Origin of the sequence: Sulfurimonas sp. (assembly GCF_026991475.1) — a bacterium.
GTDB lineage: Bacteria > Campylobacterota > Campylobacteria > Campylobacterales > Sulfurimonadaceae > Sulfurimonas.
In genome coordinates this window covers 105010-119170 of the sequence record NZ_JALXBK010000047.1, presented here as the reverse complement: position 1 = coordinate 119170, position 14161 = coordinate 105010, and the positions used below count along the sequence as shown (strand labels likewise).

Here is a 14161-nt window from a genome sequence, read left to right as displayed (position 1 = left end):
ACTTATATGAAAGAGAAAATCCTCGCTTTTGTACACCATCTTTTAATTTATGATTACATACTTTTTGGCGTTGCATTTACTCTTTTTTTACTCTTTATAATCCTTGCGATTTTACTGCGAAACAGGCTTGGCATTGTTATTTTTTTTGTTTTGCTAGGCTTCACTTTTTTAATTGCAGGTCCGACTGTAGGTTATATTGAGCTACACAAATACCTTTTTAAAAACTCCACAAAACTTATTTCGCAAAAGAAGCTTAACTTTGTGGATGCCATTGTCGTACATGCAACGCTTAGTAATGAGTCGAAGTTTAATTTTACAGAGTGTAAGGTTGTTGCTACTGTTTATAAATCTACATCTAACAGATTAAAAAATTATATTTATAAAATAAAACCGCTTAAACGCAGCGCTCTTATTTTGCATAACATACCCAAAGGTACAACAAGAGAATTTAAGCTCTTTGTAGAGCCTTTTAGATACTCTAAGGAGTACAATCTTACTCTAGGAGCTAGTTGCAGATGAGTTCATTTAATGTATGGCACTATATGGTGCTAATTGTTATTTTTGTGATGTTTATAATAGGTATTATTCGCGCAATGAAAGAGAAAAACCAAAAGATGATGTATTCTATGCTTTTTACAGTGACACTTATTACTGTTTTTATGGCAGTTTTTTCTATTTTTGTGGTAGATAAATATACTAAACATGTAAAATTGTATGATCTTAAGAACAGTAGGCTACTGAGTTTGGAACGTATTTCTTACACGGGCATAGTGAAAAATGTAGGAAAGTATCCTATTGGAAAGGTTACTCTTGAGATTAAATTAGTAAATAAAGGGCATGTTACAGGGAACGTAAAAGGTGGAAATTTTTACAAGCCAAGTGGATTTTTAGATTTTTTTACAGGTAGTTTTGGAATTGATAAGAGTAAGCCACAGACACTTGTAAAAAAGTTTGTTGTTGCTCGTAATTTAAAACCTGGTCATGCACATCAATTTTATGTCTATTTTAGGTTTCCACCATATTTTAGAAGTGTAGCGCAGTTTACACAACTTACGGCACATTAATATTTTAGTCCTACTTTTTTAAGTGCTGCATTTATGTGTTTTACTTGTTGATTTTTATTTCTACACCATTGAGGTGCAAGTAGAGAATCATCATCAATTCCTGCTGTTACTCTTTGGACATTGACATTTTTTGGTTTCATCTGTATTGATTTGACTAAAGTGTCAAGATAGAGTTCTTCGCTAATAGGAGTAAATGCAGCACGCATAAAGTCATTTGCAAGTGCTGTCTTTTTTACTACATAGAGTGGATGATACTTAACAGAATCAATGCCCCATGCGTATGCTTCCTTTGAGGTTTCAAGCATCATCTCTTGCGTTTCATCAGGAAGACCAAAGATGAGATGTCCACAGACATTGAGACCTGCATCTTTGGATTTGATTATCCACTCTTTTACATTTTGTGCATCATGTCCACGATTTATTTTATTGAGTGTTTCATCATAAACAGATTGTATGCCAAACTCTATCCAAATCTCTTTTGTTTTTGCTAGTTCACTCAGGTATTCTAGGGTCTCATCTGTAATACTATCAGAACGTGTACCGATACTTAAACCGACCACATTGTCAAACGAGAGTGCTTTGTCATAAAGTGCTTTGAGCGTCTCAAACGGGGCATATGTATTTGTAAAAGATTGAAAATAGACTAAAAACTTTTCAGCCTTATACTCTTGTGCCTGACGCTTTGAAATAGCATCAAATTGAAGTTCAAGTTGTTTGAGCTGTTTTTCCAAGAAAGGATTTTCTTTAGAGTCAAGATTGAGATGAAAACCTTTAAGCTCTTTGACTTCGTCTGTACTTGCAGAAAAAGAGTCGTTTTCACAAAATGTACAGCCACCACGTGCAACTGTGCCATCAATATTTGGGCAGGTAAAACCTGAAATATTGATGCCAACTTTGTAAACTTTGACACCAAATTTATTTTTTAAGTAGCTTCCAAAGGTATATATTTGCTGCATTAAACTATGTATTTTCCAGTAAAGCAGGCTGTACAGTAGATGTCTTTTGTTGCGTTTACACTTCTAAGAAGTGCCGCTTCGTCAAGATATGCAAGAGAATCTGCTTCAATATAGTCACAAATTCCCTGTGTTGTCATATTTGCGGCAATAAGATTTTCTTTACTTGGAGTATCTACACCATAAAAACAGGGGTCTGTTGTTGGAGGAGAAGAGACACGCATATGCACTTCACGCGCTCCCGCTTCTTTTAACATTCTAATAATGCGGCGTGAAGTTGTCCCACGGACAATAGAATCATCTATGACAATTACGCGCTTGCCTTTAATGATGTCTGTCATAGGTGAGAGTTTCATTTTTACTTTTAAATCACGCATCTCTTGCGTTGGTTCGATGAATGTTCTTCCAATGTAATGATTTCGCATAATTCCCATTTCATAAGGAATGCCACTCTCTTGTGCATAACCAATGGCAGCAGGAACGCCACCATCTGGAACAGGAATAACTAAATCTGCTTCGATAGGCTCAATAAGGGCGAGCTCTTTACCCATTTTTTTTCTTGTTTCATAAACAGATTGTCCAAAAACAGAAGAGTCTGGACGAGCAAAATAGACATACTCAAAAATACAATGTTTTGGTGTTGGTTCAAATATTTTGATGCTAAGAGGCTCTTTTTTCTCTTCAAAAACAAGTAACTCTCCTGGTTCTACATCACGGATAAATTTTGCACCTACCAAATCAAATGCACATGTTTCACTTGCAACAATATAGCCACCATTAGGAAGTCTACCAAGGCTTAGCGGACGAAAACCAAATCTGTCACGCATAGCAAACATTTTCGTTCTACTTAAAAATACAAGTGAAAATGCACCTTCTATTTTTTGTACAGAGTCTATAATTCTATCGAGGAGATGCTCTTTTTCACTCTTTGCAATAAGATGAATAAGATTTTCAGTATCCATAAAAGTTTGAAAAATTGCACCGCGCTTTATAAGTCTATTTCTCACCTCTTCTGCGTTTGTAAGATTACCATTGTGAACTATAGCCATCTCACCTAAATCATATCTAGCAAATACAGGTTGAGCATCCAAAATTGAGTCATTACCTGCTGTTGAGTATCTTGTATGACCTATGGCACTATTACCTTGAAGAGTCTTTAAGTTCTCTTCGTTAAATACTTTCATCACAAGCCCGCGGTCTTTGATGGTATGTACTTTATGTCCATCTGCAGAAGAGATTCCAGCGGCTTCTTGTCCACGATGCTGCAAGGCATGTAGAGAAAAATAAGCTAATTTTGAAGCCTCTTCGTGACCAAAAATTCCAACAACGGCACACTTTTCATTCATATTTTCGCGCAAATCTTATCCTTAAGTAGGGTATTATGTTCGCAATTATACTCAAAATTCCTATAATAAATATGAAAGTAGTTTGAATTAGTTAATATATTTCAGTTAAAAATTGGAACTAAATTTGCTTTAATTATGTTGATAATAGAATCTAAAATCCAAGTAAGGGGCATAGAGTTTTGAATATTGTTTTACGAAATAATCTTATTTTAGTTACGACTGACTTTGAAACTCTAAACGCAGCATGGATGAAAGAGTTTTTAAATCGCCACTCAAGAAGTATGCTTTTTCTCTCTAAAGCAGTGCTTGTATTTAGAAATGAAGATTTGCAAGATGAACGGATTGAATTTCTCTCAAAACTGAGTCAATATCACGCACAAAAATATGATTTTAACCATGAATTTTTTTTACGCTCCATGTTAAAATTTGGCAATCAGCCAATTCGAGTAGAGTTAGAAAAAGAGTTAGAACCTGAAAATGTTGCCGTTAAACTCTATGCTTATGATAAAAATACGGTGCTCATTACACTAGATAGTCCAAATGTATGGGTACTAAACTATTTACGTTCACAGTTAGAAGTTTATGTTGCACGGGGAACAGATATATCTTTAGTTGTGGATGTTAGTGATTACAAGGCAAAAGGGCGACTTGAGAGAACTTTAAATAAACGCCATATTTTGCACTATCAGATACGCTATGTTTATGATAATCATTTTATGTCTAAACTCTACTCTGACTTTGTAAATTATAGTTTTGGTGATTTGACAAGAGAGAGTGAAACAGAGGCGAACAAACATCTTTATACAATTTTAGAGTGCCCTATAGGTGCTTCTCAGGATGCTTTGAAAAAAAGTTATAAAAAACTGGTGAAAGTGTACCATCCCGATACTGTTTACCATGATGATCCAAATATGGTGCAGCACTATACGCAAAAATTTCAACTCTTACAAGAAGCTTATGAAGCTTTGAGAATTGTTAGTTAACACAGAACTTTTTTTGAGTAAACTCATAAAATCATCACTTGTATAGAGTGCAAGTTTTGCACCTTGCATCTGCTCCAACTCTTTTGAAAATCCACGCTTTGAAAAGAGAATGATTTGTGTAGGGACAATGCCAAGTTTTTTGCATTTGTCACCCAGTTTATGGAACTCTTTTTTATTGACTTTATGATTTGTCCATTTACACTCTCCGATGTAAAATTTCTCATCTTTTGTAAGAGTTAAAATATCTATTTCTGTTTTAGCATCCCAGTAGCTCCCTGAACTAACAATATCTGCATCACGAAGATGATAGTTGAGTAAAACTTCTGAAAGTTCTTCATAGATTAAACTTGTATAGCTGCTGCGTTTAAGTGTAAACTCTTGTAAAACTTTTTCATAATCTCCTGCTGCAATACTTTTTATGTTTGGCTGGATAAAATAGAACCAAAATCGAATAAAAGGATGGGTAAAAAGCACTTTATGTGAAATTCTGTATCTGGCTTCCTCTTTTTTGAGCTTTTTATTTGGGTACAGTTTACGGGGATGCTCTTCACGTGAGTACTCTAGCTCTATTATTCCTTTCTCTTGAAGGTAATGCAGAGCTGCACCACCGTTTCCATTGTTTAAACCGGCTCTGTTAAACGCAGAAAATATTCGTCTATCTCCAGTTGCTAGAGCTTTTAGTAGCCTTTTGTTTGCATCATTTTTTAGTGTTATTTCATCGATTTTTTCATTTAAAATGGCAAAATTATCTAAAATAAGTGACTTTATAAGAAGAGAAATTTCCTGTGTAGTATCGATTTGCCAGTTAAGTCCACCAAAAACAGAAAAGTAAGAAATTTGCGTCTCCATATCATCAGGATAGTTCTTAAAGTAAAATGAGCGGAACTGCTTAAGGAGTCTGTTGTTTGTCATAAAAGAATTTTAACATAAAAGTTTCTATAAGTTAATATACGATAAACTTTTTTATGTAGGGGATTTTAGTGAAAATAATCAATTTTGTAATAAAAACACCAAAAATATTAAGCATCTTCGTTCTACTCTTTTTACTCTCTTTTATTGCTTATTTTTATGTGCAGACAAAATATATGCAAGAGAGTGAACAAAACTATATTTCAGCGATTCATAATGAAGTAAAACTGCTTATAAAAATCAAAAAAGACAATACATTTCAAATGGCACAAAGAGTTGCTATTGATACAAAATTAGTTAATATTATGAAAAATAGGCAGTATAAAAAGTTCTATGATGAAAATGTTTTTAGTATGGCAAAAAAATTCAAATCATATAAACATCTTTGGCTCCATATTGTTGATGCAAAGGGTGTAAATAGATATATTTCATGGATCGGTGAAAAAGATAAACTTATTGGAAAACATATTTTAAATAGTAGAGAGGATCTGATAAAACTCTACAAACATCCTCATCCTCAAAGTGTTATTAGTGTTGGTGTCTTTGACATCACTTTTAAAGGTATTATGCCTATTTATGATGATGAGCATAATTTTTTAGGTGTTGTGGAAGTAATTAGTCATTTTGACTCAATTGCTAGAGATTTAGAAAAAGAACAAATCTATTCGGCATTGGTTATTGAAAAAAGATTTACAAAGCAGTTGACACATCCTCTTTCAAAAGTTTTTATTGATGGTTATAATATTTCAACTTTGAATCTTAATAAAAATGTAAAGAGATTTTTAGATGATTATGGGGTAAAGTATTTTTTAGATGATTCAAAAAAAGATGAAATATATGAAGGAGTCTTTAAAAATAACTATTTTGTTACACAAGTAAATATTATTGGAGTAAATAAAAAGGCAATAGCACATTATATTGTCTTTATAAAAGATAAAGAGTACCTTCAAAATAAAGAAATTTTACTACAAACGCTTACTATTCTTATGGCACTGCTTTTTCTTCTAATGTCCTATTTTGGGTTTAAAACACAAGTGCTAAATGTGGAGTTAATAGCTTCGCTCAATGAAAGAGTTAAGGAGGAGACAGAGAAAAATCTCTCGTTAATCTATAATGACCAACTTACAAGATGTTATACAAAAGAGAAATTTTTAGCAGATAAAGAACTTTACAAAGATAAAGAACTTGTAATGCTCAATATTAAAAATTTCAGTCAAATCAATGCTAGCTATGGTTTTGAAATAGGTGATGGAATTTTGAGATTAACTGTTTTGAGACTACAAACCATTTTAGAGAGAAAAATTTACAGGATTGATTCTGATGAATTTGTTTTTATATCTGATGAGATAACAGATGATGTGAATAATATAAATCACCATTTTAATGATGATCCTTTACATATAACAAAGGATGATATTAACATTAGAGTTGCATTTAGTTTTTCTGTTGTGCATGGTTTAGAAGAGGATTCTCTGCGTAAATTAACCATTGCCATAAAACAAGCAAAAATGGAGCCATATAAAGAGTATGTGTACTATAAAGAGCAGAGTGTAAACAATGACTTTTTAAAATTTAACAGCTATCTGTATGATGCTATATTTGCACAACAAGATGCAAGAATCATTCCCTATTTTCAAGGTATTCGCAATAATGAAACTAATAAGATTATGAAGTATGAATCACTCGCCCGTCTTGAAGTAAATGGTAAAATTTACTCTCCGTACTATTTTATAGAAGTTGCAAAAAATAGTGGATTTTTAGTTGAAATTACAAAAATTATGATAGATAAAAGTTTTGCATATCTCTCAAAACACTCAAAAGATGTAACAATATCTATTAACATTACAGAAGATGACCTTTACAGTAAAAAACTAAAAAACTATTTATTAGAAAAATTAGATTTTTACCATCTTAGGGCTGAGCAGATTGTTTTAGAAATTTTGGAAGGGGTAAGTGCTGGAGGTACTCATAGCAATATTATTCAGCTTAAAGAGCTAAAAGAAGCAGGATTTCAACTAGCTATTGATGATTTTGGTGTTGAATATTCCAACTTTGAACGTATTAATGAACTTGATGTTGATTTTATTAAAATAGACGGAAAATACATTAAAAATTTGGATACAAATCCAAAGAGTTATAAGATTGTAAAAGCAATTAGTGAATTTGCATCTTCGATGGAAATAAAGGTTATTGCAGAGTTTGTAGAGAATGAAGAGATTCAAAAAATTGTTAAAGAAATAGGCATAGAGTTTTCACAGGGCTACTGTTTTTCTATGCCATCACCAATGTTTAAAGAGTAAAATTGAATTTATTTGAAAAATTTGTTGGTAAAATTGATAAAATTGTTTTAACTTTTACGGTTGTTGTTCTTTTTACTTCTCTATATTTTGTTTATACTCTTAAAGAATCATACTCTCAAAAAGAGACACTGCAGTCGCTCGATAATGCACTTTTTTTAACACGAAACTTACTTGAAGAAGAAGAACAACATGCCCTTTCTCTCTCTTTACTACTTGCACAAGACAGAACTTTTTTAGCGGCATTTAATAACAATAAGCGAAAAAAAGCATTTGAGATAATTGAGCAGAAGATTGAAAGTTTACAAAAGTTGCAGGGTTATAATTTTGAAGTACAGGTACACGATAAAAACTTGCATACTTATCTTAGAAGTTGGGATTACTCTGTAAAAAATGTACCACTTGCCTCTTTTCGTAAAGGCTTGGTTTTTGTTAAAAAGCACAAAAAACCTTTGGTTTCTATAGAAGTGGGTAAACGCTTAAATATTAAAGCTATCTCTCCCATTTTAAAAAATGGCTCTTTTGAAGGTTCTATTGAAGTGATTGAAAATTTTGAACATTTAAGAAAAACACTTGCAGAACATGGCTATGCCCTTTTTATTCTTTTAAATAAAAAATATCTTAATATCGCAACAAGAGTGCAAAATAATCCTCTCATTTTTAATAAATTTGCATTGGTGAATAAGAGCTATGATAAACACAGTTTTGAAAGTTTAAAAAAATCGAAGTTGCAAAACCTAGAAAGTTCTGGTTACTTTACACAAGATAAATATGCCTTTGCTTACTTTAGCATCAAGAATTTTCAAAACCAAAATCTGGGCTACTTTGTGATTGTATTTGAAAATAGTGTACCTCTTATGCTTAAAACACATGATGAAATAACAACAGAGGAAGCAAATAGTTCAGGGGTTATTATTCAATGAAAATTTTACTTTTAGAAGATGATGTGAGCTACAAAGAGACTATTCAAGAGTATTTAGAATCTTTGGGTTATGAGGTTGAAAGTTTTGAGAATGGGGATGAAGTTATAGATGCACTCTATTTTAAAAAATATCACTTACTACTTTTAGATATTCGAGTACCAGGTAAAAGTGGTTATGAGATTGTAAAAATGATGCGTGAGAAAAAAGATGAAACACCAGTGATTTTTATTACCTCTTTAACAGATATAGATAACTTGAGTATAGGTTATGAGCTTGGCTGTAATGATTATATTCGTAAGCCTTTTGCAGCGCAGGAGTTAAAATACCGTGTTGAACAGGTTTTAAAAGTTTTTTATCTTCACTCAAATGAAGAAGAGATAAGCTTAAATAATGACTATAGGTATAATCTCACAAAAGGAAAACTGTTTCATAAAGAAGAAACGGTTGCCCTAACACCAAAAGAGCAAAAAGTTCTTGATTATTTGATTACACATCTTGATGAGTATATCTCAACAAAGCAGTTGTGGGAAGATGTCTGGGAAGAAAAAATGGTAACTGAAGCAGATATTCGTATGTGTATTAAAAAGATACGAGATAAAACAGATGCAACATTTATTGTTAGTAAAAAAGGGTTTGGGTACAAAATTGATAGAAAAAGATAAACGATATATCTATACCCTAGCATTTTTTTACTCTATGCTGATTATTTCTGTGGTCAGTATTCCTGCATATTTTTATATTTCTGTTGAGAAAAAGAGTTATAAACAGGCTCAAATGCAAGATTTACAACATTATGCTTATGGGGTTGAGAAGAGCATTTATGATTTTTCTCGTACAAATAAACATATATTTAATTTTCCCCGTTCGCTCTTTTACACTTCATGTCTATATGGCAGTAGTACTAAACTACTATTTGCAACTGATGAGACATTATGTAAAAGTATTACAATAGACAGAAGCCAAGATGGATTGCTTAGTAAAGAAATTCTGTTAAGTCCAAACAGACTTCAGGCAGATAGGATTATAATTGCTAAGAGATTTTCATATAAAAACATTTATACAAAAGCATTTATTGCAGCACTTTTTTTGGGAGCTATTATCTTTTTTATGACACTTTTTTTTATAAAAATCTCTTTGCGTCCACTTGAAAAAGCAAATAGATACTTGAATGTTTTTTTTAATGATGCGATGCATGAACTTAAAACTCCACTTGGTGTAATGCAGCTTAATTTAGAGTTTTTACGAGATAAGGGAGATAGTAAAGTTCTTCGAAGACTCTATAACAGTATGCAGAGCATAATTTTGATTTATGAAGATATTGAGTACCATATAAAATATACACATGTAGAGTATAAAGCAGAAAATTTGAACTTTTCTCATTTTTTGCAAAACCGAATCAATGTTTTTTTAGATTTAGCAGGGATTAAAAATATATCTATTGAAGAAAATATAGAAGATGGTCTGTTTCTAAATATAAATCGAATAGAGATACAAAGAATAATAGACAACACAATCTCAAACGCAATCAAATACAGTCCAAAAGATACACAGATAAAAATTAGACTTTATAAAGAAAACAATCATACTATTTTTAGTGTTCAAGATCAGGGTGTAGGTATAAAAGACACTCAAAAGATTTTTGAGCGTTATGCCCGTGAGGATGTAATTCAAGGTGGTTTTGGTATTGGTTTAAGTATCGTTAAACATATATGTGATAAAAATGGCATTAAAATATCAGTAGATACACAGCTTGCACAAGGCTCTCTCTTCTCCTATACATTTTCATAACTCTTTTTTTACTTACGCAAAAGTTACGCAGCTATTGTTAGTATGTTGTAGATGAAAAAAGGAGAACGAAATGAAAACTAATTTACTAAAATATTCCGTGAGTGCTGCAGCGCTTTTAATCATAGGCTCAAACGCTATGGCAGCAACGCCTACAGCTGCACCAAAAACATATCCTGCTGGCGAAGTTGGCAAGATGGTAAAACTTGGTGAAGATATTTTGATGCATACAAATACGCATCCACTTACAAAAGATATGGTAGGTGATAAACTACAATGTATTAGTTGTCATATACGTGGGAGTGATGGAAAGCCTGGTACTGCACCGGGAATTGCTACTTTTATAGGGACGGCAACTGCTTTTCCAGCATACTCTAAAAGAGAAAAATCTGTACAGACACTACAAGACAGAATCAACAACTGTTTTATGCGTAGTATGAATGGAAAACGTCCTATTGTTGATACAAAAGCATCTGTAGCAATGGCAGCATATGTTACTTGGCTTTCAGAAGGTATGCCTATGAAAATGAATGCAAAAATGCCTTGTAGCCCGTTAAATTCTGAGAGATGGATGCATGGTGCGAAACATTTTGCAAAAATTCAAAAACGTGCGACACATGCAAACTATGTGAATGGTAAAAAACTTTATGAAGCTAAATGTGCAATGTGTCACGGTGCAGATGGTGCAGGTATGGGAACATTCCCACCACTTTGGGGTCAAAAAAATGGAAAATGGCTTGCATACAATACTGGTGCAGGTATGAGTAAACTCAATAAAGGTGCTGCATGGGTACAATCAAATATGCCACTTGGTCAAGGTAAAACACTTAAAGATCAAGAAGCAGCAGATATTATGCTCTATGTAAATGCACAACCGCATGCTGATTTTGATTTACGAAAAGCACTTTATCCTGCGAGTAAAATGGGGCATTACAATTCAAAAGTTTTACATGAAAAACATTCAGTGCGTAGTAACTTTAAACAATTTGGTCTTAATGTAGACAAAATTCGTGGCGACCATAAAATAAAATAAGGGAAATACAATGCAAATTCAAAATAAAATAGTTTTATCACTCATAAGTGTATCAGTTCTTTCAATGGGATTGAATGCAGCCGATTGGCTCAGTATTGCAGGGACACAACCATCTTTTGTAAAAAAAGATGGCAAGAAAGTAGCAAATCATAATAATAAGCCACATTTTTGGGGATTTATTCAAGCTGGGTATCAAAAAGATTATGGGACAATCTTAGATAAGGCAGGGACGAATAAAACACCTTTTGTTATGTTGGCTCCAAGTTTAGATCATCAATCTGGTTTTGAAATAAATCGTGCCCGTTTAGCTGTTCGTGGAATGGTTGATAAAAATAATCAACTTGATTACTTTTTTATGACAGAGTTTGGTGAAGATGGTGTTACAGAACCTGCTGGACATCCTACACATAACTATTTGACTGATGCATCCATTACATACAATGGTATTCCTTATGTGCATGTAAGAGCAGGACAGTTTAAGTACCCTGGTAGTGAAGAGGGTATGCGTGCTGTTTTTGCGTCAGAGTATCGTAACTTCTCAACTGCAGGAAATCAACTGCTTCTTGAGCGTTTTCTCCCGAATAATGCGACAGAAGTCTCTCCTGGCATTTATCAAGGAGATACAGATCAATCAGTTGGAGCATATCGTGACCGTGGTGTAGAACTCTTTAATACGACACATATTAGAAAAAATATTACTGTGAGTGTTGCAGGTATGGCAGGTAATGGTACGGGACTAAGTTCTAAAAATGCTTCAGGTAGTATGACATATTATGGTTATCTTGCGAGTGAGTATCTATTTGGTAAAGGTAAAGGCTACTACACACAATCTGTAAAAGTGTATGCTTGGTATCAAGATGGTAAAAGAAGATTAAACAATACGAATTATGATCGTACAAGATATGGTGCGGGTGTTGATTATTTTCATAATGGACTTCGTGTGGATGTAGAATATATCAAAGCAAAAGGTATGATTTATAATGGTGCAAAAGATGCGGATTCTTCTGCGTTTAGTGATGATTGGCAGTATCAAATTGCTGCAGAGAGTAAAAATGAAGCTGATGGTGGCTTTGTAAGTGCACAGTATTATGTACTACCTAAAAAAGTGGAACTCTTAGCTCGTTATGATTATCTTAATCGTTTGACAAATTCAAAAGAGGGTGAGCGAGATTTCAAAACAACCACGGTTGGTATGTCTTATCACTTTAAAGGTCCTAATAGAATTGATGTGAACTATGCATTTAGAGATTTAACTGCTCCTAGAAGCACTAATCCAAAAGTAGCAAAAGTGCTTGACCATATGGGAAATCTTCTTTCTATTCAGGGAACTATTAAATTTTAGAGTTCACTAGCAAATTTCAAAGTATCTATGCCATATTTTTGGCGTAGTTCTTGTGTAGACTTGCTTAGAGTTTGCATCTTTTTTTCCTCTTCAAAACCTATAAGAGAGAGTTCTTTATGTGAGTCTCTCGTAAAGCTTGAGCAGTTTATGCTCAGGCGAATCATATGTAACCTCTTTTGTGTATCTGCTTTATGAAACATTTTTAAACAAAGCATGTCAAACTTCTTTTCAGTAAAAATTTCTGCTTTTGATATATTGATATATGATTTTTGATTCATTTCGTAATGAATGCTGAGGTGAAAAACAGTAGGAATAACATCAAGTTTAAAAATAGCGAAACTTAGGTGTCGTGCAAGAACATGCACTCTTCGTTTTAGCTCATTTCTGTCAAAAATGGGGTCAAATGTTCGTGAAATACCTATGGACTTGCGTTTATGCTGCGTTTGAATAGGAGCGTCACTTTCACCATTTACTCTTTTGTAAAGTTCTGTAGCATAAGGTCCCCACGACTCAAGTGTACCTCGTCTTAAACGCAGTGCACCGAGTGTTTTTATTTGTACTGCGTTTAGCTTTGTTCGCATATTGCGCCCAATGCCTGCAAAATCTTCTACCTTTATAGGGTTAACAAATTCATCAAACTCCCATTCATAAATGGTTTTGCATCCAAATGGTTTGGCATAAGTGGTGGCAAGTTTTGCAATGTATCGAGTTTTTGCTGCACCGATGGAGACAGGGAGATTGAGCTCTTTTTTTATTTCATGGCGTAGATTGTCAATAAAGTGAGGAATATCTTCATCTTCTATCCAGCCGCTTAAATCTCCGTAAAATTCATCTATGCTGGCTTGTTCTATAAGTGGAATTTTGAGTGCCAAAAAATCATGTAACTGGTGTGAGAGTTTTTGATAGAGTGACATATTTGGTGCTTTTATAATAAGTGCAGGGCAGAGTTGCAGTGCTTCTCGTATGCTCATAGCAGTTTTTATACCGTAGGCTCTTGCTTCGTAACTAGAGGTTGTAAGTATGCCGCGAACACGACCGTCGGCATCTTTAAACGCAGCTATATCATCATCTTTACTTTCATAAGTTTTATAAAAAGTGGGTACAAAACTACCAGAATTTTCAAAGTTTACTGTCTGATTCTTTGCCTCTTTAGTAAATATTTTTGTATCACTCCTTCCACCGATGGCAACTGGCTTGTGTTCAAGTTCAGGATGTGAAATTCGTGTGGCACTGACAAAAAAACAGTCTATATCAATATGTATTTTCATAACAGAAGTTTATAATAGATATTTTATAATTATAAAATTTATTGCATATTGCCAAAATTTGACTATAATTGCAAAAAAAATTCTAAGGATAGAAAAAATGGCACAAGTACCAGAAAATATTGGATGTGAGAATCCAGATTGTATAGCAAAAGATGAGTGTAAAAGACAAGTGATTGCTAAAAATGGCACAGCAGTTGAAATAAAAACATTTGGCGGTACAGCTGAAAAGAAATGTGGTAAGTTTTTACAAAAATAAGT

14 protein-coding genes are annotated in these 14161 nt (G+C 33.3%); 10 read left to right on the top strand and 4 right to left on the bottom strand.

What is annotated here, in order from left to right; all coding sequences use genetic code 11:
- Positions 1-6 precede the first annotated feature (6 nt).
- The gene (locus MV589_RS03915) at positions 7-519 is read left to right on the top strand and encodes a DUF2393 domain-containing protein (RefSeq protein ID WP_297432240.1); all 513 of its coding nucleotides are present in this window, start codon (positions 7-9) and stop codon (positions 517-519) included.
- Positions 516-1064: a DUF2393 family protein gene (locus tag MV589_RS03910; protein ID WP_297432238.1), complete on the top strand. Its 549-nt coding sequence runs from the start codon at positions 516-518 to the stop codon at positions 1062-1064. The genes MV589_RS03915 and MV589_RS03910 overlap by 4 nt, the downstream gene beginning before the upstream one ends.
- Here the strand turns inward: MV589_RS03910 and mnmL are convergent.
- Both mnmL and purF read right to left on the bottom strand, forming a co-directional pair.
- Positions 1061-2020 (bottom strand): tRNA modification radical SAM protein MnmL/YtqA, encoded by a 960-nt coding sequence (gene mnmL, locus MV589_RS03905; RefSeq protein WP_297432236.1) that lies wholly within the window; start codon positions 2018-2020, stop codon positions 1061-1063. The two genes, MV589_RS03910 and mnmL, sit on opposite strands and share 4 nt — an antisense overlap.
- The gene (gene purF / locus MV589_RS03900; RefSeq protein ID WP_297432234.1) at positions 2020-3375 is read right to left on the bottom strand and encodes an amidophosphoribosyltransferase; all 1356 of its coding nucleotides are present in this window, start codon (positions 3373-3375) and stop codon (positions 2020-2022) included. Before purF ends, mnmL begins: the two co-directional genes overlap by 1 nt.
- Positions 3376-3542: 167 nt before the next feature.
- On the opposite strand from purF, the gene MV589_RS03895 reads away from it, so the two are divergent.
- Positions 3543-4346: a J domain-containing protein gene (locus MV589_RS03895; protein WP_297432232.1), complete on the top strand. Its 804-nt coding sequence runs from the start codon at positions 3543-3545 to the stop codon at positions 4344-4346.
- Here MV589_RS03895 and MV589_RS03890 read toward each other — a convergent pair.
- Entirely contained in the window at positions 4308-5258 is a 951-nt protein-coding gene (locus MV589_RS03890; RefSeq protein WP_297432230.1) for a DUF234 domain-containing protein, read from the bottom strand. The genes MV589_RS03895 and MV589_RS03890 overlap by 39 nt on opposite strands.
- A gap of 68 nt (positions 5259-5326) precedes the next feature.
- Between MV589_RS03890 and MV589_RS03885 the strand changes: the two genes are divergently transcribed.
- The 6 genes from MV589_RS03885 (at position 5327) to MV589_RS03860 (ending at position 12635) form a co-directional block, all read left to right on the top strand.
- Complete coding sequence (locus MV589_RS03885; protein ID WP_297432227.1) at positions 5327-7555, top strand: EAL domain-containing protein; 2229 nt, start codon at positions 5327-5329, stop codon at positions 7553-7555.
- Between the two features lie 2 nt (positions 7556-7557).
- Positions 7558-8475 carry a cache domain-containing protein gene (locus MV589_RS03880; RefSeq protein WP_297432226.1) on the top strand — a complete coding sequence of 306 codons (918 nt, stop codon included), beginning with the start codon at positions 7558-7560 and terminating at the stop codon, positions 8473-8475.
- Entirely contained in the window at positions 8472-9137 is a 666-nt protein-coding gene (locus MV589_RS03875) for a response regulator transcription factor (protein ID WP_297432224.1), read from the top strand. The genes MV589_RS03880 and MV589_RS03875 overlap by 4 nt, the downstream gene beginning before the upstream one ends.
- Positions 9121-10263 (top strand): sensor histidine kinase, encoded by a 1143-nt coding sequence (locus MV589_RS03870; protein WP_297432222.1) that lies wholly within the window; start codon positions 9121-9123, stop codon positions 10261-10263. Before MV589_RS03875 ends, MV589_RS03870 begins: the two co-directional genes overlap by 17 nt.
- Positions 10264-10333: 70 nt before the next feature.
- On the top strand, positions 10334-11293 hold the full coding sequence (locus tag MV589_RS03865; RefSeq protein ID WP_297432219.1) for a c-type cytochrome: 960 nt from the start codon (positions 10334-10336) through the stop codon (positions 11291-11293).
- Between the two features lie 10 nt (positions 11294-11303).
- The gene (locus tag MV589_RS03860) at positions 11304-12635 is read left to right on the top strand and encodes a putative porin (RefSeq protein WP_297432217.1); all 1332 of its coding nucleotides are present in this window, start codon (positions 11304-11306) and stop codon (positions 12633-12635) included.
- On the opposite strand, the gene MV589_RS03855 is transcribed toward MV589_RS03860, so the two are convergent.
- Positions 12632-13903 carry a Y-family DNA polymerase gene (locus MV589_RS03855; protein WP_297432215.1) on the bottom strand — a complete coding sequence of 424 codons (1272 nt, stop codon included), beginning with the start codon at positions 13901-13903 and terminating at the stop codon, positions 12632-12634. The two genes, MV589_RS03860 and MV589_RS03855, sit on opposite strands and share 4 nt — an antisense overlap.
- A gap of 97 nt (positions 13904-14000) precedes the next feature.
- Here MV589_RS03855 and MV589_RS03850 point away from each other — a divergent pair, with 97 nt between their 5' ends.
- On the top strand, positions 14001-14159 hold the full coding sequence (locus MV589_RS03850) for a hypothetical protein (RefSeq protein ID WP_297432213.1): 159 nt from the start codon (positions 14001-14003) through the stop codon (positions 14157-14159).
- The last annotated feature ends 2 nt before the right edge of the window (positions 14160-14161 follow it).